A 22,859-nucleotide genomic window follows, 5' to 3' on the forward strand; every position below is an offset into this window, starting at 1 on the left:
ACTCACCTTACGAATCCCGGAGTGACGTGTGGACAAGGGAATGAAAATTCTCATCGTGGACGACTTTTCCACGATGCGGCGCATTATCAAGAACCTCTTGCGCGATCTTGGCTTCAATAATACGCAGGAAGCCGACGACGGCAGCACCGCGCTGCCGATGCTGCAAAATGGTGATTTCGACTTCCTGATTACCGACTGGAACATGCCCAACATGCCGGGCATCGACCTGCTGAAGGCCGTCCGGGCGGACGCCAACCTGAAGTCGATGCCGGTGCTGATGGTGACGGCCGAGGCCAAGCGCGACCAGATCGTGGAGGCTGCGGAGGCGGGTGTGAACGGTTATGTGGTCAAGCCGTTTACCGCCGAAACGCTGAAGGAAAAGATCGACAAGATCTTCGAACGTATTGAAGCACAGGGCTAAGGATCGCCCGGTGGTGAATACGGAGTCCGTCCATCTCGCTTGCGCGGGTGGACGGACTCCGGCTCCTTCAGCGCCGTACCAGCAAGAGGCTCCTCATGACTGAACAGGAACACCCCCCACGCGACGGCCAGCTCGAGCTGGCCCGGCAACTGGTGCAGACGCTCGAGGCGGGCGACGACGTGGCGGCGCGCGCGCTGGTGCAGGATCTTGCGCGCCCTTACGACCGCGAGCTCTTCGATGAACTGGGCAAGCTGACGCGCGACCTCCACGAGGCCTTGCAGAGTTTCCGTGGCGACTCGCGTCTGGTAGAGCTGACCCAGGCGGAGATCCCGGATGCGAAGGAACGCCTGAACTACGTGGTCACCATGACGGAGCAGGCCGCGCACGCCACGATGGGCGCCATTGAGTCGAGCCTGCCGATCGCCGAGTCGTTCAGCCAGCAGGCGGCCGACTTGACCGCCAAATGGACGCGCTTTCGCAACCGGCAGCTCTCGGTGGACGAATTCCGCGATTTCGCGCGTGAGCTGGATAGCTTCTTCGGGCAGGCGGGGGAGGACGCCGAGGAGTTGCGGCGTCTGCTCTCCGAGGTGCTGATGGCACAAAGTTATCAGGACATTACCGGCCAGGTGATTCGCCGGGTGATCCAGTTGGTGACCGATCTCGAAGAGAACCTCGTCACCCTGATCCGGCTCTCTAGCGGGCGCATGGAGCAGGTGGAAGCGGCCGAGGCGTCCCTGGATCGTGGCGAAGAAGACCGCGAGGCGGACCGCAAGGGGCGCGGTCCCAGTGTGCCCAAGACTCAAGATTCCAGCGCGGATGTCGTTCAAGGACAGGACGAGGTGGACGATCTGCTATCAAGCCTGGGCTTCTAGCAGTGCACCTCATACGACTGGCGCCACGGGACCGGAGAGACTGAATGGCCATCGACCCCAATGACGAAATCCTTCAGGACTTCCTGATCGAGGCCGGGGAACTGCTGGAGGGGCTCAACGAGCAACTCATCGACCTGGAGCAGAACCCGGACGACCGGGATCTGTTGAATGCGGTATTTCGAAGCTTCCATACCATCAAGGGTGGCGCCGGGTTTTTGAGCCTGGATGCGCTGGTGACGGTGTGTCACCACGCCGAGGATGTTTTCAATTTGCTGCGCAACGGCGAACGCCGTGCCGACAGCCATCTGATGGACACCATGCTCCGCGTGCTGGACTCCCTGAACGTCATGTTCGGGGATCTACGCTCCGGAGTGGATCCGACCCCGGCCGAGGCCGACGTGGTCGAGGACCTGCGGCGCATGGCGAAGAACGAAGACGTCGCCGGGGATACCGCCGCGGCGCCGCCAGCGCCTGAACCGGCTCCCGAGCCGGTGGCCCCGGCCTCGGCCGCCGGTGACGCCATGGTGGGCGGTGGGGAGGAGATCACGGACGACGAGTTCGAGGCCCTGCTGGATACGCTGCATGGCGACGGTGCCCCGGCGCCCGTGGATGCGGCCGCGCCGGGCGGCTCCGGGGCCGGCGAAGGCCCGGGTGGCGGCCAGGATCCCGCGAGCGGCGACCTGATCAGCGACGACGAGTTCGAGAATTTGCTGGACGAGTTGCAGGCCAAGGGCGGAGGTCCGGCGACGCCCGGGCCTGCTGCGGGCGACCCTGCGGAACCGATGCCGGTCGAACCCGCCGCAGCGGCGGCAGAGCCGGAAAAAGCGGTAACGCCGGAACCGGCGGCCGCCGGTGGGCGCTCGGCGCCGCAGGGCGAGACCTCCGTGCGCGTGGATACCGAGCGCCTGGACGAGATCATGAACCTGGTGGGCGAGCTGGTACTGGTGCGAAATCGCTTGAGCATGCTGCGTTCGCAGCATGTCGACGACGAACTGGGCAAGGCGATCAGCTCCCTGGCGCTGGTGACCTCCGACCTGCAGAGTTCGGTGATGAAGACCCGGATGCAACCGGTGAAGAAGGTCTTCAACCGCTTCCCGCGCGTGATCCGGGATCTGTCGCGGAACCTCGGCAAGGAGATCGAACTGGAGATCTTCGGTGAGGAAACCGACCTCGACAAGAATCTGGTCGAGGCGCTGTCCGATCCGCTGGTGCATCTGGTGCGTAATGCTGTGGACCATGGCATCGAGACGCCCGATGTGCGCGAGGCGGCGGGCAAGCCGCGCAAGGGTACGGTAGTGCTCGGGGCGGCCCAGGAGGGCGATCACATTGCGCTGCTGATCAAGGACGACGGCGGTGGCATGGATCCACAGGCCCTGCGGCGCAAGGTGGTGGAGAAGGGGCTGATGGAGTCCGCGATGGCCGAACGCATGACCGATCGCGAGGCCTTCAACGTGATCTTCATGGCCGGATTCTCCACCAAGACCGAGATCTCGGACGTCTCCGGCCGCGGGGTCGGCATGGACGTGGTCAAGACCAAGATCTCGCAGCTCAACGGCACCATCGAGATCGATTCCGAGATCGGCGTGGGGACCACGCTGCGGGTGAAGCTGCCCCTGACCCTGGCGATCCTGCCCGCCCTGATGGTGATTCTGGACGGCCGCCGTTTTGCGATCCCGCTGGCCTCGGTCTCCGAGATCCTGGACCTGGATCTGACCAAGACGAATTACGTGGATGATCAGGAAGTCATCATGGTGCGCAAGCACGCCCTGCCTATCCATTACCTCAAGCGCTGGCTGAAGCCGGGGCACGAGCCCGAGCCGCGCAAGGATGCCCACGTGGTCGTGGTCCATACGGCCGACCGCAAGGTCGGGCTGGTGGTGGATGATCTCGTGGGGCAGGAAGAGGTGGTCATCAAGCCGCTGGGCCAGAATCTGCAAGGCGTAAAGGGCCTGGCGGGAGCGACGATCACCGGAGATGGCGGCATCGCCCTGATCCTCGACGTCTCCGACCTGGTGACCATCCTGATGCGGCAACTGCAAATGTCCGGTCGACCGCGCCGCGCGTCGCGCTCGAGCGAGGGCTGAGGATGCCGATCAAGGTTCTGGTTGTCGACGACTCGGGCTTCTTTCGTCGGCGTATCACCGAGATCCTGGACTCCGATTCCGGCATCGAGGTCGTGGGTTCGGCCGAAAATGGCGAGCAGGCGATCGCCAAGGTCCGGGAGCTCGATCCCGATGTCGTGACCATGGATATCGAGATGCCGGTGATGGACGGCATCACCGCGGTGCGCAAGATCATGGCCGAGCGCCCGCTTCCGATCCTGATGTTCTCCAGTCTCACGACCGAGGGAGCCCAGGCGACCCTGGATGCGCTGGAGGCGGGGGCGGTGGACTTTCTTCCCAAGCGCTTCAGCGACATGGCGGGGGACGAAGACAGCGCGCGCATGCTGCTTCGGCGTCGCGTGCGTTCACTGTCACGCAGCCGGGCGCGCTCCGTCAGTGCGCCGGGCACGACTACGCCCGCCCGGGAGGCGCGGCCGTCCGCGCGGCGCGAAGAGACGGACCGTCAGGCTGCGGCCGACGCGCGCAAGCCGGCTCCGCCGCTGGCCAGTACCCGGCCGCCGACGCCGCTGCGGCAGTTGCGCGCGGTTCTTATTGGCACCTCCACCGGCGGTCCAGTGGCACTGCAGGAGGTGCTGAAGCCACTGCCGGCGAATTTCCCGCTGCCGATCCTGCTGGTGCAGCACATGCCCGCCAGTTTTACCCCGGCCTTCGCCGAGCGCCTGAATGCCATGTGCAATATCGAGGTGCGTCAGGCGAAGGACGGTGACGTGTTGAAACCGGGCGTGGCGCTGCTGGCCCCGGGCGGGATGCAGACGACGCTGGAACGCGGCAGCCAGACGCATGTGCGGATCGCGGAGAGCCCTCTGGGGACCATCTACAAACCGAGCGTGGATGCGGCTTTCGGTTCCGCCGTGGATGCGCTGCGCGGACAGGTGCTCGCGGTGATCCTGACCGGCATGGGTGCCGATGGTCGCGAAGGCACGCGGGCGCTGAAAGGCGCGGGCGCCCAGGTGTGGTCGCAGGATGCGGCGACCTGCGTGGTGTACGGGATGCCGGCGGCAGTGGCCGAGGCCGGCCTGACCGATCATGTGTACCCGCTGCCCGAAGTTGGGCCCGCACTGGTGAAGGGGTTCTGCTGACATGGATATCCTGAGCCTCATCGGGATAACCCTGGGGCTAGTGGCGGTGCTCGGCGGCAGTATTGCCAAGGGCAGTGGCCTGGGTGCGCTGTGGAATGCGGCGGCCTTCCTGATTGTGGTCCTGGGGACCTTGGGGGCCACCCTGGTGCAGGCACGGATGGCGGTCTTCATGCACGGTATGCGCATCTTGCCGTGGGCCTTCAAACCGCCGAAGGTCGACAATCGCGCGACGGTCGAGCAGATCGTCGAGTGGTCCCACGTGGCGCGCAAGGAAGGCCTGCTAGGCCTGGAGACGCTGGCCGACGAGGAGACCGACGGCTTCGCCCGCAAAGGGCTGCAATTGCTGGTGGACGGCAGCGAGCCGCAGACCATCCGCCAGATCATGGAGGCCGACCTCGACAACCGCGAGCACTTCGACCTGCAGGGCGCGAAGATCTTCGAGAGCATGGGGATCTATGCCCCGACCCTGGGGATTGTCGGCGCAGTGATGGGGCTGATGGCGGTGATGCAGAACCTCGCGGATCCGAGCAAGCTCGGGGCAGGCATCGCGGCGGCGTTTGTCGCCACGATCTACGGCATTGCCTCGGCCAACCTGCTGTTCCTGCCGGTGGCCAACAAGTTGAAGTCGATTATTCAGAACCGCTCGCAACACCAGCAAATGCTGATGGAAGGCCTGATCGCCATTGCAGAAGGGGAAAACCCGCGGAACATCGAAAGCAAACTGAGTGGCTTCATCCACGAGTGAGGTCACCATGGCGCGACGCAAACGGGCGGAAGAACACCAGAATCACGAGGCGTGGGCCATCCCTTATGGAGATCTGGTCACGCTGCTGCTGGCGTTCTTCGTGGTGATGTACGCCATCTCCTCGGTGGACGACGGCAAGTACCGGGTACTGTCCGAGTCGCTCGTGGACGCCTTTCGCGCACCGATGCAGGCCGACCCGATTCAGGTCGGGGATCCCACCGTGGCCCAGGAACGCACACCGCAGGATCTGCGTGCCCTGGTGCCTATCGAGGTCCAGCCGGGTCTGGTGGAGGATGGTCCGCAGCCCATCGACATGGCCTTGAGTGGGATGCTTGACGACGGCCCGGATGATGCTGGGATGCAGGCCTTCCTGGACGACCTGGCCGATACCGCCCGCGAGATCGAACAGGCGATGGCGCAATGGATCGAGGATGGCGATCTGCGCGTGACGCGCGAGGCCTATTGGCTGGAGATCGAGATCACCAGCCGTCTGCTGTTTGCGTCCGGAGCGGCGACCCTGAACCCACAGGCGGAAGCTCTTCTGCAAGAGGTTGGCGGGATTCTTGCGCCACGTGTCTCCCGCGTTCACGTGGAGGGGCACACGGACAATGTGCCGATTCAGACCGCGGTCTATCCATCGAACTGGGAACTGTCGTCCGGACGGGCGGCCGCGGTGGTCAGCGTGTTCGAGGAGGTCGGGGTCGATCCGGAGAACCTGGTCGCCCTTGGCTATGGCGAGCACCGGCCGGCGGCCAGCAACGACACCGCGGAGGGGCGGGCCGAGAACCGGCGCGTGTCCATCGTGGTACTGCCCGGGGCGCGTCCGCGCGCCGAGGGCGCGCAGGAACCGGAGCGCCTGCGCGAGGATCTTCCGCCCGCACCGCTCCCGACGGATGGAGACACACCATGAAGGTCTGGGCGGTTGCAAACCAAAAGGGGGGCGTAGGCAAGACCACCACCACGGTGACGCTGGGCGGGCTCCTGTCGGGCCCGGAGCAGCGCGTGCTGCTGGTGGATGTGGACCCGCACGGATCGCTGACGGCGTATTTCGGTCATGATCCGGAGACCGCCACGCGCGGGGTGTACGAGCTTTTCAGCCAGTGCGCCGAAGGCGCGGACCCGGACCCGAACGGCCTGATCCGCGAGACCCGATTCCCGGGTCTGGATCTACTGACCGCCAGTACTGCGTTGGCGACGCTGGATCGCCAGTTGGGCACCCGCAGTGGCATGGGGCTGGTGCTGCGTCACGCTCTGGAGAAGATCTCGGAGCAGTACGACTACGTGCTGCTGGATTGCCCACCGATGCTTGGCGTGTTGATGGTCAATGCGCTGGCCGCCTGTGACGAATTGCTGGTGCCGGTGCAGACTGAATTCCTCGCCCTGAAGGGGCTTGAACGGATGATCAATACACTGAAAATGGTACAGAAGTCGCGCAAGTCGGAGCTGGCGTACCGAATTATTCCGACCCTGTTCGACCGTCGTACGCGCGCGGCGCACGAGGCCCTGTCGGAACTGCGCCGCTTGTACGGCGACGACGTCTGGCCAGGCGTAATCCCGGTGGACACGAAATTCCGCGATGCCTCCAGTGCCGGGCAGCCGCTGTGTTTCATGATCCCGGACGCCCGGGGTGTGCTCGCCTACTCGGATCTGCTGGAGGCCATCGGTGGCCGGCTGTCCGAACCCCATGAACGGAGGCGACGCGGATGAACCGTTCCATAGTCGACAACCTGGCCCTGAAGGCCGAGCCGGAGGCGCTGGACGACTACTTCGGCAGCCTGCTGGACGAGCCGGAGCCCGTTCGCCCGCTTCTGCGACCGGACATCCTGGAGCCACGGCCGCCGGTAGCAGAAGCCGCGCCCGCGGTGGAGTTGGAAGCCCCGGTCCGCGAAGCGGATCCGGTGGAGGTTCCGGTGCCGGTAGCCGCCTCGACCCCGCCAGCCCCGCCGGCCGATCCGGCGGACCGCGAGTATGCGCGGCCGGAGCAGCCGTTTTCGGCCCTCGTGATCGAGGCCGGCAACCTGACCCTGCTGGCGCCGCTCCATGCGCTGGGAGGGGTTGCGCCGCTGGACAGTCTGGAGGTGCGGCCCACCCCGAATCACTCGGTCTGGTACCTTGGATTGGCGGATACCAAGCAGGGGCGGGTTCAGCTGATTGACCTGGCCGCAGTGGTGACGCCGGAAGATCGCGACTACGAGCCGGATACGGCCCGGCAGGTGGTGTTTCTCGCAGGTTCGCGGTTCGCGCTGGCCTGCCGCGCGATTCACGGTACCCGGGTGATCCAGCCGGAGTCGCTGCGCTGGCGCAACCAACGCAGGCGCCTGCCCTGGCTGGCCGGCGTGGAACGCGAGAAGATGGCGACGTTGCTCGACCTGGAGGCGCTGGATCGTACCCTCGACGAGGGTGGCTGGGACTGATCCTTGCCGACGCCATTCAAGCATGGCGGTAATCGGCCGATAACCCGGTCAAGACGACACCACAGGGCGGCCCCCGCCGGCACGGAACATCGAGGATGAGATGAGCAGCGCACAAGACGTAGAAGCTATGACCAAGGCCGACACCGCTCCGTATGTGACTTTCAGTCTGGCGGAGGAAACCTATGCGATCGACGTTCTGCAGGTTCAGGAGGTGCTCAAGGTTACCGAGATCGCCCCGGTACCCGGCGTGCCGGACTACATCCTCGGGATCATCAACCTGCGCGGGAATGTGGTCACGGTGATCGACGCCCGGCGCCGTATGGGGCTGGATGATCGCGAATCGGATGAGGCCTCGCGCATCGTGATCATCGATGTGGACAACCAGAACGTGGGGATTTTGGTGGATTCCGTCTCGGAGGTCGTGCGGATCTCCCCGGATTCGGTCGAACCGGCGCCCGAGGTGGGTAACGACGACAGCAGCCGCTTTATCCAGGGCGTGACCAGCACCGAGCAGGGCCTGACCATCCTGGTGGATCTGAACAGGCTGCTGTCGGACGAGGAGTGGGCGCAGTTGCGCGAACTGTAGCCGCGCACCTCGGGTCTACAGTCAACAGACCAGGACCATGAGGCGCAAGCCGGGAGGTGAGCCATGGTCGACGAACTCCAGCCGGACCGGACCGTTCGTCCGGTCCATACCACCGTTCCCGGGCGCAATTTGAGCGACGACCATGACCGCGATCCGGTTTTTCGTCCTGCAGTGCGTCCCACCCAGCAGCGTCCGCCGCGCAAGGAAGAGCGTCGCCAGCGGCGAGGCCTGATCGACGACTACGCCTGAAGATCCCACCGGGGACTGGCGCGAACTCGGTGCGGGCGCCGTTCCGTGTCCGATTTTTCTCCATGGCTGGTCACGCCCTCACGAATCACGCGACAATCGGCAGGCCCCGGGTTTCAGGAGAGTGCAGGCAATGGGAGAGGGAATGCTGATCTGGCTCGCCGCGTTGATTGCGTTGCTGGCGACCATCGTCGCCGGATTTTCCGTGGGGCTCGTGATTCTGTTGCGTCGTCAGTTGGTGGCCCTGCGCCAGGATTATCAGCGCCAGGCCACCTCGGTGATGGCCCTGCAAGGGGCAATGAAGGCCCTGTCCGAGGGAGTCGCGACCCATGGGCAGGCGCAGGCCTCGGTACAGCGTGCCCTGGAACGCCTTCATGACCAGCACAGCGAGTTGCGCGCCCGCGAGGGCGACAGCGGCGCCTATGAGCAGGCGATTCTTCTGATCCAGCAGGGCCTGGGTCGTGAAGAGGTACGTCGGCGTTGCGGCCTCACTTCCACCGAACTCGATTTGTTGTTCAGCCTGCACGGCTCCGGGAATGCCGGCGGTACCGGGTTCGCCGGGCGATCATGAGCCCCGGTCCGGACCCTCGCGGTCCGGATTGGAGCGGCGCGAGGGATCCTGGTACCCGCTGGCCCGGTCGTCGGGTGTGATCCCTGCCAGCAGGAACACAAAGGCCAGGATCTCCGCGACCGCGACGTAGAGCTCTTCCGGGATCTCGCTGCCGACAGGGACCTGCGCAAGCGCCTCGCTCAGGGCCGGGTCCTGATGCAGCGGGATCCCGTGTTCTTCGGCAATGCGCAGGATGGCCTCGGCCGTCAGACCCGAGCCGCTGGCGGTGATCCGCGGGGCCTGCCGACGATCCCAGTCCAGTGCGACCGCCTTTGCAGGTGACTGGCCCCGGTCGTCCCCATGATCCTTGCGTGCCATCGGTTCAGGCCTGTTCGTCCAGCATGCGATGCGAATTCGCGGGGCGCGGGTCAGTATCAACCTCGCCCTGACGCACCGACAGCCCCGTCACATTCAGGTCGCGCTCGCCCAGCCGATCGCGGAGATAGGCCATTTCGCTGCGCAGCCGCGTGACGGTCCCGGCTTCGAGGGCGGTGAAATGCACGCTGACACCCCCATTGCGCGATGCCAGGGCGATCCGCGTCGGGCCGAGGTCACCGATATCCAGTGTTAGCACGATGGACCAGGGCGGTTCGGCTTCGTCATCGCTTCCGCCTTCGCGGTGGATCTCGCCGTAGACGCCGTGGATGCCCTGCTCGCTGCGCAGCGGCAATTCGAAAAACCAACGACTGTTGCCGGGTTCGTCACTTGCGAAGGATTGCAGCGACTGCAGCTGCAGGGACGTGACACGTTTCAGGAGCCCCTCCAGCAGCCCGGACAGTGCGGCCATGGCAGGGGGAGCCGAGGCGGTGGCGGGGGGTGCGTGCGCCGCAGGGCGTGCGTCAGCCCCTTGGCGAACTTGGTCGGCGGCACGCAGCAGCTGGGCCTTGAGATCAGCCGCGAATGGATGTATCGGGCCCTGACTGCGTCCCGCTTGTCCCAGCATGGCCTCCATCCAGAGTCCCGATTGCTGGATGTGCTGGCGCAGGGTCTCGGGCTGTGCCAGTTGGCCCGGCGTGGGCAGGAGTTCCAGGATACGTTGCAGTGCGGGCGGCGCCTGGGCCCCGGGGATGGCGTTGGTGGCTGGCGCCCCGGTGGCCGGTGTCAGCAGGCCGTGCAGAGCCGGCCCCAGCGGGCGTGCCCCGGGGAGCTGCTGGCGCAGTTCTTGTCCCAGCCATTGCTGGGCCGAGTTGGCCGATGAGCCGCCACTGGCGGGGCGGGGTGCGGCACGATCCATGGTCAGGGGTAGCAGGCGGACCTCCAGACGTGGCTCGGTGCGGGTGATCTCGGCCAGCATGGCCGTGGCGGAAGCGCCCGGACCGGGCCGGTTCAACAGGGCCGTGGGCAATGCGCCGGTCAGCTGGGCGGTTACCACCGGTGCGGGTGCGGAGGGGCGTGCTGCGGTCGGTGCGCCGCCGCGGCCCGTGGAGGGTTCGAGACGCAGCCGCACCCCGCGATCGGCCAGAACTTCCAGAACACGAACCTCGATGCGCGTTCCGGTCTGGAAGGATTGCCGCGCTCCGCTGCCCACCCCACTGGTCACATTGCCGGGGGGCGTCCAGCCGGGGATGCGTGGACCGCCAAGGTCGACCATCAATGGATCTCGTGATGCAAAGCCTCAGCATGGCATACCGGAGGGCGAGGGACGAAATGGCACCGGTCGGGATGTCCGGTTTGTTATCCTGATGTCTTTCTCGATTCGGATTGTGGAGCCATGTCGAAGATACGTGTACTGATGGTTTGCCTGGGCAATATTTGTCGCTCGCCGATGGCCCATGGGGTATTCGAGGCGCGGGTGCGCGATCATGGACTGGACGAGGCCATCGAGGTCGATTCGGCCGGAACCGCCGGGTATCACGTGGGGGCGAAGGCGGACAGCCGGGCTCGCCAGGAGGCGCGCTCGCGCGGCTACGACCTCGAGCATCTGCGGGCGCGTCGCCTGGAGCCGGAGGATTTCCTGGAGTTCGATTACATCCTGACCATGGACGACGCGAATTACCGCAATGCAGAGCGCATCCGGCCGGCGGATGCGCGGGCGGAGTTGCTGCGGTTTCTGGATTTTGCGCCACAGTTCGACGAACACGAAGTCCCGGATCCGTACTACGGCGGGGACGAGGGGTTTGTGCACGTCATGGACCTGGTCGAGGCTGCTGCCAACGGGCTTCTGGAGCATATCCGCGCGCGCCACACGCTGAAGGCTTCCTGATGCCACTGCCGATTTATGGGCCGGGCGGGGGTTGGAGGCGTTTCCGAAGTCGGTCGTCGTAGCGTCCGGTTCAAGTTGCGCCAAAGGCATTCGGATGACCTGGATCAGCGTTTCGCAAAGCGCTTCCTCCCGGAATCCCGAGGCCGGAATGACAAAGGGCCCGCCAATAGGCGGGCCCTTTGTGATTTGACGAGGGACCTTGTCCCGTCAGTCGTCGCCCTTGCGGTTCGGACTTTCGGGGGCCGGTTCCGCTGGCTCGGCAGTGGGCTTGGGCGCAGCAGGTTTGTCCTCTTTCGCCTCAGCGGGCTTGGGTTTCGCGGGCTTTTCCGCTTTCACCTCGTCGGGCTTTGAAGCAGCAGCCCCTTCATCAGTCGGGGCGGTCTCCGCCTTGGCCGCCTTCGGCCGTCGGGTTCTCGGCTTGGGCGTTGTGTCCGGCTGATCCGTCGGCGTCGCATCGGTCTTGTTCGCGGCGTCCCCGGAATCGGTTGCGGCCTTCTTGGCCCGCGCCGGGCGCTTGGCTGGGGCCTTGTCGCTTTGGCCTTCCGTGGGGGCGGCGTCCGCCGTGTCCGGCTTCGCAGCCGGCTCGGATTTCGGGGCCGGATCCTGGGAATCCGAAACAGCCGGCTTGCTCTCCGCCGGGGCGTTCGGCTCGCTGGAGGCCGGGGTCACTTCGCCGGGCGAGGTGTCAGCGGGGGCAGGGGCCGGCTTGCGTCCGCGTCCACCGCGGCTACGCTTGGCGGGTGCGGCGTCCTTGGGGGCGCCATCGTCGGTGCTGGCCTTTTCCGATGGCTGGGTGCTCTCGCCACCGTCCCTGGTTGGGGTCGAGGGCTCGGGTTTTTGACCTTCGTTGGAACTCTCGGCGCGCGCCTTTCCGGTGTCGGGAGAGGGGGCTGCGTCCGGGGCTGCCGTATCGCTGTCGGATTCCGGAGCGGAACCATCGTTTGCAGCGTTCTGGGCGCTGTCGGTGCCGGTTTCGTCGGCGTTCTCGCCAGAACGTCCACGACCGCCACGACGCCGGCCACCGCGACGGGAGCGGCGGGAACGCGTGCTGCGACCCTTGCTGCCGTCATCCTCGTCCGACTTTTCGGGTCCGTTACCCGCGGGAGTGTCACCCGCCTCGCTGGCGGCGGCATCGTCCTTGTCCCGTGCCGGCTTCTCGGCCGGTTTCGCGTCTGCGGACTTCTCGGGTCCCCGGGTGTCAGGTGTCCGGCTTTCGGCTGTTTGTTTCGGCGATTCGTTGCTCGCGCCCTTCGCGGTATCGCCATCCTTCTTGCCGCCACGACGGGAACGGCCCTTGGCGTTATCGGGCTTGGCGCTATCGGGCTTGGTGTTACTGCCCTTGGCGCTTTCCGTCTTGTCGGGCGCGGCCTTCTTTCCGTTGTCGGCGTCGTCACGCTTGTCGCCGGTATTGCGGCCGCCGTTGTCGGCCTTTTTCTGGTTGCCACCGCGGCCGCGACCGCCGCCCTTGCCTTCGCCGCCGCGCGCGCGACCACCGCCCTTGCGGCTGTCTTCCTGTTCCTCGTCCGGTTCGGTAGCCGGACGCGCGTTGGGGAACAGCGAGGACCAGATACGGGTGAAGAATCCGGGCTGGGCCACTGGCTGTGACGTCTCGGGAGCGGACGGGGCCCTGTCGCTGACCGGGGCCGGGCCGGTCATCTTCACACCCTGGACCAGTGGCTTCTCGACCTTGCTGCGGCGTTCCTGATGCGGATCGCTTGCGTCCTCGGTGGTCTCCACCAGTTCGTGCGAGCCGCGGTCGCTGATCGCCTCTTCGCGTTCGTCGCCGCGCACACGGCGGACCTCGAAGCGCGGGGTAAGGTACTGCGGGTTGGGGATAATGCTGATGTCGACCTTGTGGCGATCCTCGATGTCGTTGATCGATTCGCGCTTCTCGTTCAGCAGGAAGGTGCCCACATCGACCGGGACCTGACCCATCACCAGGCCGGTGCGGTCCTTCATCGCCTCTTCCTCGATCAGGCGCAGGATCGACAGGGCGAGGGATTCCACGCTACGGATCTGGCCGTGGCCCTGGCAGCGCGGGCAGGTGTTCTGGCTGGATTCACCCAGCGACGAACGCAGGCGCTGGCGCGACATCTCCAGTAGGCCGAAGCGGCTGATGCGCCCGACCTGGACCCGGGCGCGATCCATCTCCAGCGCCTCGCGCAGGCGGTTTTCGACGTCGCGCTGGTGCTTGTTGGCGTTCATGTCGATGAAATCGATCACGATCAGGCCGCCCAGGTCGCGAATGCGCAGCTGGCGCGCGACTTCTTCCGCCGCCTCCAGGTTGGTGTGGAAGGCGGTCTCCTCGATGTCGCCACCCTTGGTCGAGCGGGCGGAGTTGACGTCGATGGAGATCAGGGCTTCGGTGTGGTCGATGACCAGTGCACCGCCGGAGGGCAGGGTGACGTCGCGGTCGAATGCGCTCTCGATCTGGCTCTCGATCTGGTAGCGATTGAACAGCGGGACCGGGTCGTCGTAGCGCTTGAGCTTGCGCAGGCTATTGGGCATGACCAGACGAACGAATTCTTCGGCCTGCTGGTAAACGTCGTTGTCATCGATGATGACCTCGCCGACGTCGTTGCGCATGTGGTCGCGCAGGGCGCGGATGATGACGTTGCTTTCCTGGTGGATCAGCGCCGGGGTCTTGGCCTTGTCCGCAGCCTCGGTGACCGCCGCCCACAGGGCCGTCATGTAATCCAGATCCCACTGGAGCTCTTCGGTGCTGCGCCCGACGCCCGCGGTACGGGCGATTACGCCCATGCCGTCGGGCATCGTCAGTCCGGAGAGCGCGTCACGCAGGGAGGCGCGGTCTTCGCCCTCGATGCGGCGCGAGACCCCACCGGCCTTCGGATTGTTGGGCATCAGGACCAGATAACGGCCGGCCAGGCTGATGTAGGTGGTCAGCGCGGCGCCCTTGTTGCCGCGCTCTTCCTTCTCGACTTGGACGAGGAGTTCCGTGCCTTCCTTCAGGAAGTCTCGGATCGGCTTGTCGCTGTCGGCAGGGGCGCCAACGGCGGAATGAGCGATCTCCTTGAACGGGAGGAAGCCGTGGCGATCAGCACCAAAGTTGACGAACGCGGCCTCCAGGCTCGGTTCGACGCGGGTGATCTTGGCTTTGTAGATGTTCGCCTTTTTGCGCTCGCGCGAAGGCAGTTCGATATCCAGGTCGTACAGCCGCTGGCCGTCGACCATGGCGACCCGCAACTCTTCTGGCTGCGTGGCATTGATCAGGATGCGTTTCATGCATTGGACTCGGTAGGGCGTCCTGGCGTCCGGCGGGTAAGATCGGTGTCCGGGGTGCGGCGATCGAGCGGCGGCACGGCAACGCTTGCGCACGCGTGCTCGCAGCGGCGGCGCGTAGCAGAAGCCAACGCGCCAGCCAGGTGTTCACCAGCAACCACGGGATCAGTCGCCTGCGGGAGGCGGAGCCGGGGAGACAGGACTGGGTTAGAAGAAATAGCGTCACAGTGTCGCTTTGTGGCGATGGCCCTTCGACCGGAGGCTGCGTTCAGCCTGTGGGTCGAAGTGGCGGGTGATTCGAGGCGCGTTGCAGGCGTAGCACAGCAACGTACCGTGGGCCAATGTAGGGCATAACCCCCCGCCCGGGCAAGTTTTTCCGCCCGCAAGGGTGATGGGTGCAGTAGCCCGGTGAGCGCGGCTCCGGTAGCATCCCGCGCCATGAAAGCAACGCGCGAACCCTCCGGCCCACGTACCTTCCGGGTCACCGACCGTGGTGACGGTCAGCGGCTCGACAATTTCCTGCTGCGCGAACTAAAGGGCGTGCCCAAGGGCTTGATCTACCGCCTGGTGCGGCAGGGCGCCGTGCGTGTGGACGGACGCCGGGCCAAGGCGCACAAGCGTCTGGCCGTCGGCAACGAGGTCCGGGTGCCGGATCTGGATCGACCGGAGGCGGTAAGCAGCGAGATCCCGCCGAAGGTGCTGGACCGGTTGCGTCGGGCGATTATCCACGAGGATGACGATGTGCTGGTGCTGGACAAGCCGTCCGGCCTGGCCGTGCACGGCGGGAGCGGGCTGGCGTTCGGCATTATCGAGGCGATGCGCCAGTTACGGCCGGATATCGAGCTGGAACTGGGGCACCGTCTGGATCGCGAGACCAGTGGCTGCCTGCTGCTGGCCAAGCGCCGCTCGGCGCTGCAAGAGTTCCATGCCGCGCTGCGCGAAGGGCGGGTCGAGAAACGCTACTTGGCGCTGCTGGTGGGGCGGTTCCCGGGCGAACAGGCAGTCGAATGCGATGCCCCGGTCGCCAGTGGCCGACAGGAAGACGGCCGCCGCCGGATGAGTGCGGGCGAGACCGACAGCGACGGGCCGCGGGCACGGGAAGCCCGGAGCGTCTTTGTGCCGCTGGAGGCGCACGGTGCCTTCCAGTTGGCGGAGGTCAAGATCGGGACCGGGCGCACGCACCAGATTCGCGTCCACGGTCAGTCGATCGGCCATCCGGTGGGGGGCGATCACGATTACGGCTTGCCGGATGCCAATCGCAGCCTGCGGCGCCATGGCCTGAAACGACTGTTCCTGCATGCACAGGCACTTGCATACCAGTCGGCGGACGGCGAGCGGCATATCTTTTCGGCCCCTTTGCCCGATGAGCTGACCGATGTGCTCGCGAGCCTGGATGCCGGGGCGGAGGACGGCGCATGACGACCCCGTTGCTGCCACCGGAGGAGGGCGACCTGCGCCTGGTTGTGTTCGACTGGGATGGAACGCTGATGGACTCGCCTCGCCGGATCGTGCACTGCCTGCAGCGTGCGGCGAAGGATACCGATGTCCCGGTGCGGGACGAGGCGACGCTGCGCAATATTATCGGGCTCGGGGTTCAGGCGGCGGTCCGCGAGCTCTATCCGGACGCCGATGATGCCTTCGTGCAGCACTTTTCCGAGACCTATCGCGAGTGTTATCTGGAGGCCGACGATGCCCCGGAGACCCCGCTGTTCGCCGGCGTGTGCGACCTGCTCGACTGGCTGGATACGCGCGAGATCCTGCTGGGCGTGGCGACCAGCAAGTCGCGACGTGGGCTGGACCAGGCCCTGGAAGCGACCGGTCTGGGCAGGTATTTCGTGGCAACCGCCACGGGCGATGAATACCCGTCGAAGCCGAATCCGTCCATGCTCCAGTCCGTGATGGGGCGAGCGGGGGTGGAACCGGCCCGTACGCGCATGGTCGGTGATAGCGTTTATGATCTTGAAATGGCGCGGCATGCAGGAGTGCCGGCCGTGGCCGTCACCCACGGGGTACATTCGCCGGAACGCCTGAGTGACGAATCCCCGCTGGCCTTGCAGCCAGATCTGGAATCGCTGCTGAAGGCATTCCGGCGGGCTGAAGGTACAACTTAGAAAAGGAATGACGATGGGCTGGGCGAACGAGAACAAACCGGGCTGGGAACGCGAGGCCCTGGAGAACCTGGTCCAGGCACAGGTGATCGAGCAACGCCGGTCCCGGCGCTGGGGCATCTTCTTCAAGCTGTTGTTTTTCTTTTACCTGGTGGCGCTTCTGATTCTGGTGCGAGGCGGCGATCTGGGCCTTTCGGGGATGTTCGAGAGCGAGCGCGAGCCCACCGAACACGTTGCCGTGGTCGAGGTCGAGGGACTGATTGCCTCCAGTGCGGCGGCCAATGCCGAGGACATCTCCAAGGTGCTGAAAGAGGCATTCGAGGCGGATGGCACCCAGGCGGTGATGCTGCGTATCAACAGTGGGGGCGGGAGCCCGGTGCAGGCGGCCAACGTGCACGACGAGATCCTGCGGCTAAAGGAGAAGCACGCGGATATCCCCGTGTATGCGGTCATTGGGGATGTGGGCGCCTCGGCGGCCTATTACATCGCGGTAGCGGCAGACGAGATCTACGCCAGCCAGGCCAGCATGGTGGGCTCGATCGGCGTGCGCATGGACAGCTTCGGGCTCGTGGACCTGATCGACAACATCGGCGTGGAACGACGCCTGTTCACCGCCGGCGAGAACAAGGGGTTCCTGGACCCTTTCCTGCCGTTGGACGATGACCATGTGAATCACCTCGACGGTGTGCTGCAGGGCGTGCACGAGCAGTTCGTGGACGTGGTGCGTGCCGGTCGTGGCGATCGCCTGGTCGAACGCGACGATCTGTTCAACGGCCTGATCTGGACGGGCGATCGGTCGCTGGAGCTTGGCCTGATCGATGGCATTGGCACGGACCGTAGCGTGGCGCGCGACGTGATCGGTGTGGAGAAGATGGTGGAGTTCAAGCCGCGGCGCAGTGCGCTGCAGTTACTGTTCGAAGATCTCGGCATGGCGGCCTTCCAGCAATGGATGACCTGGGAGTCCACGCCGCAGTGGCGCTGAGGCGCGGGGCGCGGCCTTCCTTCAGACAGGTCAGCTGCGATCGATGCGGGTGACGCGGGCGATGATGCCGATCACCGGGTGGTCCAGGTAGAACAGCTCGTCGCCGGAGTTCATGCGCTGGCTGCCGCGTACCGTAATCGCGCGCGGTGGTTGGTCGCCCTGCGGTTCCTCGACGTGGTAGATCAGGTCGCTCTCCAAGTGCAGGAATCGCCCGACCCAGATACGCAGTCGGCCCTCCAGCTCGAAGCGTTCTTCCTGTTCCTCTATCAGCGGACGGGGCATCCGGTCGGCCTCGTCCCGCAAGAGATCGCGTGTGCCCAGGCGCCGACCCTGCTGCACCCGAAGCCAGGGGGCGGAAGCATGGTCGCGTCCGGTCTGATCCCAGGCCAGGCTCGCCAGGATGCGCCCGGCGCCGGATTCCTCCACCCGGCGCACGACGCGCTGCAGTTCGAAACCCTTGCGCGAGTTGCGATAGAGTCGCCCACCCAGTTCGGATTCCCCGAGAATGGCGTCGCGCGGCGCGGCGAGCTCCATCTGCAGGCGCCGACTCTCGTCGGTGCGATGCTCGAAGATCACCAGTTCGATGCGATATTCGCGCCCGGCTTGTGCGAGCACCGGGCCCGCGGCACCGGCCAGGGGCAGGGCGGCTAGCCCGCCCAGCAGGCGGCGCCGTAGGGGGTTGTGGGATTCGGATGGGTCGTTGCGCATTCAGGCGGCCTGTTGTTCGGGGCTGATGGTGTTCAAGAGGCGCAGGACGGCCTGCGCACGGGCCTCCAGTGTCTCCATCGGCGCGAAGAAGCGGAAGGCCTTCTGACCATCCAGTTTGTACATTTGCGGGTCGGTTTGCACCAGCTGGATCAGGGCCGCGATGTCCAGATTGGGACTCGGGCCAAAAACCAGGCGTCCGCCGGCGGGACCCAGTTCCAGCTTGCGAATCCCGAGCGGGGTCAGCTTCAGGCGCAGGCGGGCTGCTTCGAACAGGGCCTTGGCCGGGTCCGGAAGCAGGCCGAAACGGTCCACCAGTTCGACTTCAAGCTCGCGAAGGGCATCGGAGGATGACGCGCTGCTGATGCGCTTGTAGAGGATCAGCCGGGTGTGCACGTCGGGTACGTAGTCGCCCGGGAGCAGGGCGGGCAGGCCCAGTTCCACCTCGGTGCCGGTGGCCGCGGGCCCTTCCAGTTCCGGCATATTTCCGGAGCGCAGGGCATTCACGGCGCGGTTGAGCAGGTCGTTGTACATCGAGAACCCGACCTCGTGGATCTGCCCGCTCTGCTCGTCGCCGAGCAGCTCGCCGGCCCCCCGGATCTCCAGATCGTGGCTGGCCAGGGTAAAGCCCACGCCCAGGTCTTCCAGCGACGCGATGGCCTCCAGCCGTTTCTTCGCATCGGCGGACATGGCCTTCTCCGGTGGCGTGATTAGGTAGGCGTAGGCGCGGTGGTGTGAACGCCCGACGCGGCCACGCAACTGGTGCATCTGTGCCAGGCCGAGCTTGTCCGCACGGTTCATCACGATGGTGTTTGCGGTGGGGACGTCGATGCCGGTCTCGATGATGGTGGTGCACACCAGGATGTTGTAGCGCCGGTGATAGAAGTCGAGCATCACCTGTTCCAGTTCGCGCTCGCGCATCTGCCCGTGGGCAATGCCGACCCGTGCCCCGGGCAACAGCTCCTGCAGGCCCTGGGCAGTTCGCTCGATGGTGTTGACCTCGTTGTGCACGAAGTACACCTGGCCCCCGCGCCGGATCTCGCGCAGGCACGCCTCCTGGATGATGGCGTCGTTCCATTCGTTGACGAAGGTCTTGATCGCCAGGCGGTCGCGCGGCGGCGTGGTGATCACCGACAGGTCGCGCAGGCCGGCCAGGGCCATGTTCAGGGTGCGCGGGATCGGCGTGGCGGTCAGCGTGAGCATGTCGACCTCGGCGCGCATCTTCTTCAGCGCCTCCTTGTGGCGCACGCCGAAGCGCTGTTCCTCGTCGACGATGACCAGGCCAAGATTGGAGAAGTCCAGGTTGGCCTGCAGCAGCTTGTGGGTGCCGATCACGATGTCGACCTTGCCGTCCTTCAGACCCTCCAGTACGCCCGCCTGTTGCTTGGCGCTGCGAAAGCGTGACAGCGATTCGATGTGGACCGGCCAGTCGGCGAAGCGGTCGGTGAAGTTCTGGTGGTGCTGCTGGGCGAGCAGGGTGGTCGGGACCAGGACCACGACCTGCTTGTTGTTCTGCACCGCGACGAAGGCGGCGCGCATCGCGACCTCGGTCTTGCCGAAGCCCACGTCCCCGCAGATCACGCGATCCATGGGCCGGGGGTCGGCCATGTCCGCGAGTACCGCGTCGATGGCCTGCTGCTGATCCAGGGTCTCCTCGAACGGGAACCCGGCGGCGAAGGCGTGATACTCGGCGGTGTCGGTATCGAAGGCCGTGCCCTGTTTCGCCGCGCGCCGGGCATGAATGTCGAGCAGTTCGACGGCCACGTCCCGCGCCTTTTCCGCCGCCTTCTTGCGCGCCTTGCCCCATTGCTCGCTGCCGAGCCGGTGCAGGGGGGCGTGCTCGGCGTCCGCGCCGGTATAGCGGCTGATGAGGTGGAGCGAAGATACCGGGACGTAGAGCTTGGCCTCGTCGGCGTATTCCAGCGTCAGGAACTCCGAAGGCTGGCCGTTGAAGTCCAGGGTCTGCAACCCAAGATAACGGCCCACGCCCTGTTCCTCGTGGACCACCGGCGCGCCGATGGTCAGGTCGCTGAGGTTCTGGATGACCGCATCTGCGTCCCGCGTGGTGCGGTTGCGCCCGCGGGTCTGGCGCGCGCGCTCTCCGAGCAGGGCGGCCTCGGGGGCGACGGCTACGCCGTCGGGCAGTACGAAGCCCTCCCCGAGGGCGGCCACGGTGACGTGCAGACCCGGCTCCGCGGCGAGGAAGGCGTCCCAGTCATCCACGGCATCATGGGGTACGGCTTGATCCCGCAGCAGCGTCAGCAGGGCCTCGCGGCGACCGGCGGACTCCGCGGTCAGGAGCACGCGCTGTTGCCCTTCGACAAAGGCCTTCAGCTGCTGAGCCGGGTCGTCACGGCCCTGTTGCATGCCGACTTCCGGCAGCGCGTCGCAGGCAAATGCGATATCCGCGCCGCGTCCCGCCGGGAGCGGGGCGGCCGGGTCGCCCAGGGCGATGCCGGAGTGCTCGCGCAGGGCGGCGGCCAGGCCGTCGATGTCGAGGTAGAGCCGCTCCGGCGGCAACAGCGGTCGATCATGCTGATGGCTGAGCTGTTCGAAGCGGTCGCGGATCTCCTGCGCAAACTCCTCGGCCGCCCCGGCGATGTTGCCGATCTGCACGATCTGCGCCCCGGGGCAGTAGTCGAATACCGTGTCCATGCCCTCGAAGAACAGTGGCAGGTAGGCCTCGATGCCTGGCGGGACCAGCCCCTCGCTGATGTCGCGGTAGATCGGGTGCTTGGCGGGGTCGCCGGAGAAATGCGCCCGGTAGCGGGTGCGGAATTCGCTGATGGAGGTGTCGTTCAGCGGGAATTCGTGGCTGGGCAGGATCTCCAGGCGCTCGACCTTCTCCGTGGAGCGCTGCGACTCGGGGTCAAAGCGGCGCAGGGAATCGATCTCGTCATCCAGAAACTCGATACGCACGGGTTCGTCCGCGCCCATCGGGAACAGGTCGAGGATCTCCCCGCGGGCGGCAAATTCACCATGGCTGATGACCTGCTGAACGGCGCTGTAACCGGCCTCGGTGAGGTTCTCGCGCAGGGTCATGCGGTCCAGGCGCTGGCCGGTTTGCAGCGAAAGGCCCTGGGTGGTCAGCCAGTCGCGCGGTGGCAGGCGCTGCATCAGGGTCGAGACCGGCATCAGCACGATGCCGCGTTCCAGCCCCGGCAGGTGATACAGCGTGCGCAGGCGCTCGGAGATGATGTCCTCGTGCGGGGAGAAGACATCGAACGGCAGGGTCTCCCAGTCCGGCAGGCGCAGCAGCGGCAGGTCGCGGTCGCCGGCGAAGAATTCCCATTCTTCCTGCCAGCGGTCGGCGGCCTCGTTGGATTCCGTGATTACCAGCAGCGGCCGGGCGAACTCGCCGGCGTTCCGCGCAAGGGCGAGGGTGGCCGCCGAGGCATTGAGCCCCGACCACACCTCGAATCCGGAGCCGGGGAGCCGGCCTGGGTGGAGCGGGTTGCGCCTTTGTTCGGACATGGGCCTGTGCGGTCGGGGGCGGAAAGGGCCGCGATTATACGGATTCCGCCTGAGGGGTGCGCGTGAACCCAAGGAGGTCACGGAGAAGGCAGCGGATTGTCCGGGGCTGATCGCGCTAACTCACGTTCATCATCTCAGGTGGGATCGATGTAGCGTTGCAGGATCGGGCCGTAGGCGTCGATACGGCGATCGCGGAGAAAGGGCCACTGCCGGCGCACGGCCTCGGTCCGGCCGCGATCCAGTTCGGCGGTGACGGTTTCCGGCCGCTCCTCGCCGGCGCGGGCCAGGATCTCGCCCTGGGGCCCGGCGACGAAGCTGGCGCCCCAGAAGGTCGCGCCGGGCGAGTGCCCGGAGGGATCCGGTTCCTGCCCCGTGCGGTTGCAGGCGAGCACTGGCAGGTTGTTGGCAATCGCGTGGCCGCGCTGGACGGTCATCCAAGCATCCTGCTGGCGCGCCTGTTCTTCGGGGGTGTCCTGCGGGTCCCAGCCAATGGCGGTGGGGTAGATCAATACCTCGGCGCCGGACAACGCCATGATCCGGGCGGCCTCCGGGTACCACTGGTCCCAGCAGACCAGGACGCCAAGGCGACCGACCGAGGTGTCGATCGGGACGAAGCCGGTGTCGCCAGGGGTGAAATAGTACTTCTCGTAATAACCGGGGTCGTCCGGAATATGCATCTTGCGGTAGGTCCCGACCTGGCGGCCATCGGTCTCGAAGACCACCGCGGTGTTGTGATAGAGCCCAGCGGCGCGACGCTCGAACAGGGAGCCGACCAGGACCACCCCGTTGTCCCGCGCGATGACGCTCAGGCGCTCGCAACTCGGGCCGGGGATCGCCTCGGCGCGATCGAAGGTGGCGAGGTCCTCGGTCTGGCAGAAGTAGGGGCCGGTGTGCAGCTCCGCCAGTACCACCAGTCGGGCACCGTTCGCGGCGGCCTCGGCGACCGCGGCAGCGGTGGCGTCGAGATTGGCCTCGACGCTCCCGGCATCGCGGTGCTGGATCAGGGCGACGGACAACGTGTTGTTGGACATGGCGGGCGCTCGGTGCAGAA

General features: G+C 66.1%; 21 protein-coding genes. 15 read left to right on the top strand and 6 right to left on the bottom strand.

What is annotated here, in order from left to right:
- Positions 1 to 40 precede the first annotated feature (40 nt).
- The 11 genes from cheY to F618_RS0104095 all read left to right on the top strand — a co-directional run bounded on the left by cheY (position 41) and on the right by F618_RS0104095 (position 9,057).
- The gene (gene cheY / locus F618_RS0104045) at positions 41 to 421 is read left to right on the top strand and encodes a chemotaxis response regulator CheY (RefSeq protein WP_018145741.1); all 381 of its coding nucleotides are present in this window, start codon (positions 41 to 43) and stop codon (positions 419 to 421) included.
- 95 nt (positions 422 to 516) lie between these two features.
- Positions 517 to 1,293, top strand: a complete 777-nt coding sequence (locus tag F618_RS0104050) for a protein phosphatase CheZ (RefSeq protein WP_019567816.1) — start codon at positions 517 to 519, stop codon at positions 1,291 to 1,293.
- A gap of 44 nt (positions 1,294 to 1,337) precedes the next feature.
- Complete coding sequence (locus F618_RS0104055; RefSeq protein WP_019567817.1) at positions 1,338 to 3,377, top strand: chemotaxis protein CheA; 2,040 nt, start codon at positions 1,338 to 1,340, stop codon at positions 3,375 to 3,377.
- A gap of 2 nt (positions 3,378 to 3,379) precedes the next feature.
- Positions 3,380 to 4,495 carry a chemotaxis response regulator protein-glutamate methylesterase gene (locus tag F618_RS0104060; RefSeq protein ID WP_018949552.1) on the top strand — a complete coding sequence of 372 codons (1,116 nt, stop codon included), beginning with the start codon at positions 3,380 to 3,382 and terminating at the stop codon, positions 4,493 to 4,495.
- Between the two features lies 1 nt (position 4,496).
- Positions 4,497 to 5,240 (top strand): flagellar motor protein, encoded by a 744-nt coding sequence (locus F618_RS0104065; protein ID WP_018949551.1) that lies wholly within the window; start codon positions 4,497 to 4,499, stop codon positions 5,238 to 5,240.
- A 7-nt stretch (positions 5,241 to 5,247) separates the two neighbouring features.
- Entirely contained in the window at positions 5,248 to 6,150 is a 903-nt protein-coding gene (motD, locus tag F618_RS0104070) for a flagellar motor protein MotD (RefSeq protein ID WP_019567818.1), read from the top strand.
- Complete coding sequence (locus F618_RS0104075) at positions 6,147 to 6,947, top strand: ParA family protein (RefSeq protein WP_018145735.1); 801 nt, start codon at positions 6,147 to 6,149, stop codon at positions 6,945 to 6,947. The genes motD and F618_RS0104075 overlap by 4 nt, the downstream gene beginning before the upstream one ends.
- Positions 6,944 to 7,654 (top strand): chemotaxis protein CheW, encoded by a 711-nt coding sequence (locus F618_RS0104080; protein ID WP_019567819.1) that lies wholly within the window; start codon positions 6,944 to 6,946, stop codon positions 7,652 to 7,654. The genes F618_RS0104075 and F618_RS0104080 overlap by 4 nt, the downstream gene beginning before the upstream one ends.
- A gap of 127 nt (positions 7,655 to 7,781) precedes the next feature.
- Positions 7,782 to 8,240 (top strand): chemotaxis protein CheW, encoded by a 459-nt coding sequence (locus tag F618_RS0104085; RefSeq protein ID WP_019567820.1) that lies wholly within the window; start codon positions 7,782 to 7,784, stop codon positions 8,238 to 8,240.
- Positions 8,241 to 8,303: 63 nt separating this feature from the next.
- The gene (locus tag F618_RS0104090; RefSeq protein WP_018145732.1) at positions 8,304 to 8,489 is read left to right on the top strand and encodes a hypothetical protein; all 186 of its coding nucleotides are present in this window, start codon (positions 8,304 to 8,306) and stop codon (positions 8,487 to 8,489) included.
- Between the two features lie 142 nt (positions 8,490 to 8,631).
- Positions 8,632 to 9,057, top strand: coding sequence for a DUF2802 domain-containing protein (locus tag F618_RS0104095; RefSeq protein WP_019567821.1), 426 nt, complete (start codon positions 8,632 to 8,634; stop codon positions 9,055 to 9,057).
- Here the strand turns inward: F618_RS0104095 and F618_RS0104100 are convergent.
- Both F618_RS0104100 and F618_RS0104105 read right to left on the bottom strand, forming a co-directional pair.
- On the bottom strand, positions 9,052 to 9,414 hold the full coding sequence (locus F618_RS0104100) for an EscU/YscU/HrcU family type III secretion system export apparatus switch protein (RefSeq protein ID WP_019567822.1): 363 nt from the start codon (positions 9,412 to 9,414) through the stop codon (positions 9,052 to 9,054). The two genes, F618_RS0104095 and F618_RS0104100, sit on opposite strands and share 6 nt — an antisense overlap.
- A gap of 4 nt (positions 9,415 to 9,418) precedes the next feature.
- Positions 9,419 to 10,687, bottom strand: a complete 1,269-nt coding sequence (locus F618_RS0104105) for a flagellar hook-length control protein FliK (RefSeq protein WP_019567823.1) — start codon at positions 10,685 to 10,687, stop codon at positions 9,419 to 9,421.
- Positions 10,688 to 10,807: 120 nt separating this feature from the next.
- Here F618_RS0104105 and F618_RS0104110 point away from each other — a divergent pair, with 120 nt between their 5' ends.
- Complete coding sequence (locus tag F618_RS0104110; protein WP_026331139.1) at positions 10,808 to 11,299, top strand: low molecular weight protein-tyrosine-phosphatase; 492 nt, start codon at positions 10,808 to 10,810, stop codon at positions 11,297 to 11,299.
- Between the two features lie 207 nt (positions 11,300 to 11,506).
- Here the strand turns inward: F618_RS0104110 and F618_RS0104115 are convergent, their stop codons facing one another.
- Positions 11,507 to 14,542 carry an Rne/Rng family ribonuclease gene (locus F618_RS0104115; protein ID WP_019567825.1) on the bottom strand — a complete coding sequence of 1,012 codons (3,036 nt, stop codon included), beginning with the start codon at positions 14,540 to 14,542 and terminating at the stop codon, positions 11,507 to 11,509.
- A 435-nt stretch (positions 14,543 to 14,977) separates the two neighbouring features.
- Between F618_RS0104115 and F618_RS0104120 the strand changes: the two genes are divergently transcribed.
- From F618_RS0104120 to F618_RS0104130, 3 genes are read left to right on the top strand one after another with little or no spacing between them, the layout of a single operon-like run.
- Positions 14,978 to 15,958, top strand: a complete 981-nt coding sequence (locus tag F618_RS0104120) for an RluA family pseudouridine synthase (protein ID WP_019567826.1) — start codon at positions 14,978 to 14,980, stop codon at positions 15,956 to 15,958.
- Complete coding sequence (locus tag F618_RS0104125) at positions 15,955 to 16,650, top strand: HAD family hydrolase (RefSeq protein ID WP_019567827.1); 696 nt, start codon at positions 15,955 to 15,957, stop codon at positions 16,648 to 16,650. Before F618_RS0104120 ends, F618_RS0104125 begins: the two co-directional genes overlap by 4 nt.
- A gap of 13 nt (positions 16,651 to 16,663) precedes the next feature.
- On the top strand, positions 16,664 to 17,629 hold the full coding sequence (locus tag F618_RS0104130) for a S49 family peptidase (protein WP_018949540.1): 966 nt from the start codon (positions 16,664 to 16,666) through the stop codon (positions 17,627 to 17,629).
- A gap of 30 nt (positions 17,630 to 17,659) precedes the next feature.
- Here the strand turns inward: F618_RS0104130 and F618_RS0104135 are convergent, their stop codons facing one another.
- From F618_RS0104135 to F618_RS0104145, 3 genes are all read right to left on the bottom strand, one after another.
- Positions 17,660 to 18,337 carry a CsiV family protein gene (locus F618_RS0104135; protein ID WP_019567828.1) on the bottom strand — a complete coding sequence of 226 codons (678 nt, stop codon included), beginning with the start codon at positions 18,335 to 18,337 and terminating at the stop codon, positions 17,660 to 17,662.
- Positions 18,338 to 21,808 carry a transcription-repair coupling factor gene (mfd, locus tag F618_RS0104140; RefSeq protein ID WP_026331140.1) on the bottom strand — a complete coding sequence of 1,157 codons (3,471 nt, stop codon included), beginning with the start codon at positions 21,806 to 21,808 and terminating at the stop codon, positions 18,338 to 18,340. It abuts the gene before it with no gap.
- Positions 21,809 to 21,942: 134 nt separating this feature from the next.
- Positions 21,943 to 22,839 carry a carbon-nitrogen hydrolase gene (locus tag F618_RS0104145; protein WP_019567830.1) on the bottom strand — a complete coding sequence of 299 codons (897 nt, stop codon included), beginning with the start codon at positions 22,837 to 22,839 and terminating at the stop codon, positions 21,943 to 21,945.
- Between the last annotated feature and the right edge of the window lie 20 nt (positions 22,840 to 22,859).

Source organism: Thioalkalivibrio sp. ALMg13-2 (assembly GCF_000381185.1).
Taxonomy (GTDB): Bacteria; Pseudomonadota; Gammaproteobacteria; order Ectothiorhodospirales; family Ectothiorhodospiraceae; genus Thioalkalivibrio; species Thioalkalivibrio versutus.

What these genes read in the sequence shown, in the direction of transcription:
- cheY (WP_018145741.1), top strand. Translation starts at nt 41, where the DNA reads ATGAAAATTCTCATCGTGGACGACTTTTCCACGATGCGGCGCATTATC.
- F618_RS0104050 (WP_019567816.1), top strand. Translation starts at nt 517, where the DNA reads ATGACTGAACAGGAACACCCCCCACGCGACGGCCAGCTCGAGCTGGCC.
- F618_RS0104055 (WP_019567817.1), top strand. Translation starts at nt 1,338, where the DNA reads ATGGCCATCGACCCCAATGACGAAATCCTTCAGGACTTCCTGATCGAG.
- F618_RS0104060 (WP_018949552.1), top strand. Translation starts at nt 3,380, where the DNA reads ATGCCGATCAAGGTTCTGGTTGTCGACGACTCGGGCTTCTTTCGTCGG.
- F618_RS0104065 (WP_018949551.1), top strand. Translation starts at nt 4,497, where the DNA reads ATGGATATCCTGAGCCTCATCGGGATAACCCTGGGGCTAGTGGCGGTG.
- motD (WP_019567818.1), top strand. Translation starts at nt 5,248, where the DNA reads ATGGCGCGACGCAAACGGGCGGAAGAACACCAGAATCACGAGGCGTGG.
- F618_RS0104075 (WP_018145735.1), top strand. Translation starts at nt 6,147, where the DNA reads ATGAAGGTCTGGGCGGTTGCAAACCAAAAGGGGGGCGTAGGCAAGACC.
- F618_RS0104080 (WP_019567819.1), top strand. Translation starts at nt 6,944, where the DNA reads ATGAACCGTTCCATAGTCGACAACCTGGCCCTGAAGGCCGAGCCGGAG.
- F618_RS0104085 (WP_019567820.1), top strand. Translation starts at nt 7,782, where the DNA reads ATGACCAAGGCCGACACCGCTCCGTATGTGACTTTCAGTCTGGCGGAG.
- F618_RS0104090 (WP_018145732.1), top strand. Translation starts at nt 8,304, where the DNA reads ATGGTCGACGAACTCCAGCCGGACCGGACCGTTCGTCCGGTCCATACC.
- F618_RS0104095 (WP_019567821.1), top strand. Translation starts at nt 8,632, where the DNA reads ATGCTGATCTGGCTCGCCGCGTTGATTGCGTTGCTGGCGACCATCGTC.
- F618_RS0104100 (WP_019567822.1), bottom strand. Translation starts at nt 9,414, where the DNA reads ATGGCACGCAAGGATCATGGGGACGACCGGGGCCAGTCACCTGCAAAG.
- F618_RS0104105 (WP_019567823.1), bottom strand. Translation starts at nt 10,687, where the DNA reads ATGGTCGACCTTGGCGGTCCACGCATCCCCGGCTGGACGCCCCCCGGC.
- F618_RS0104110 (WP_026331139.1), top strand. Translation starts at nt 10,808, where the DNA reads ATGTCGAAGATACGTGTACTGATGGTTTGCCTGGGCAATATTTGTCGC.
- F618_RS0104115 (WP_019567825.1), bottom strand. Translation starts at nt 14,542, where the DNA reads ATGAAACGCATCCTGATCAATGCCACGCAGCCAGAAGAGTTGCGGGTC.
- F618_RS0104120 (WP_019567826.1), top strand. Translation starts at nt 14,978, where the DNA reads ATGAAAGCAACGCGCGAACCCTCCGGCCCACGTACCTTCCGGGTCACC.
- F618_RS0104125 (WP_019567827.1), top strand. Translation starts at nt 15,955, where the DNA reads ATGACGACCCCGTTGCTGCCACCGGAGGAGGGCGACCTGCGCCTGGTT.
- F618_RS0104130 (WP_018949540.1), top strand. Translation starts at nt 16,664, where the DNA reads ATGGGCTGGGCGAACGAGAACAAACCGGGCTGGGAACGCGAGGCCCTG.
- F618_RS0104135 (WP_019567828.1), bottom strand. Translation starts at nt 18,337, where the DNA reads ATGCGCAACGACCCATCCGAATCCCACAACCCCCTACGGCGCCGCCTG.
- mfd (WP_026331140.1), bottom strand. Translation starts at nt 21,808, where the DNA reads ATGTCCGAACAAAGGCGCAACCCGCTCCACCCAGGCCGGCTCCCCGGC.
- F618_RS0104145 (WP_019567830.1), bottom strand. Translation starts at nt 22,839, where the DNA reads ATGTCCAACAACACGTTGTCCGTCGCCCTGATCCAGCACCGCGATGCC.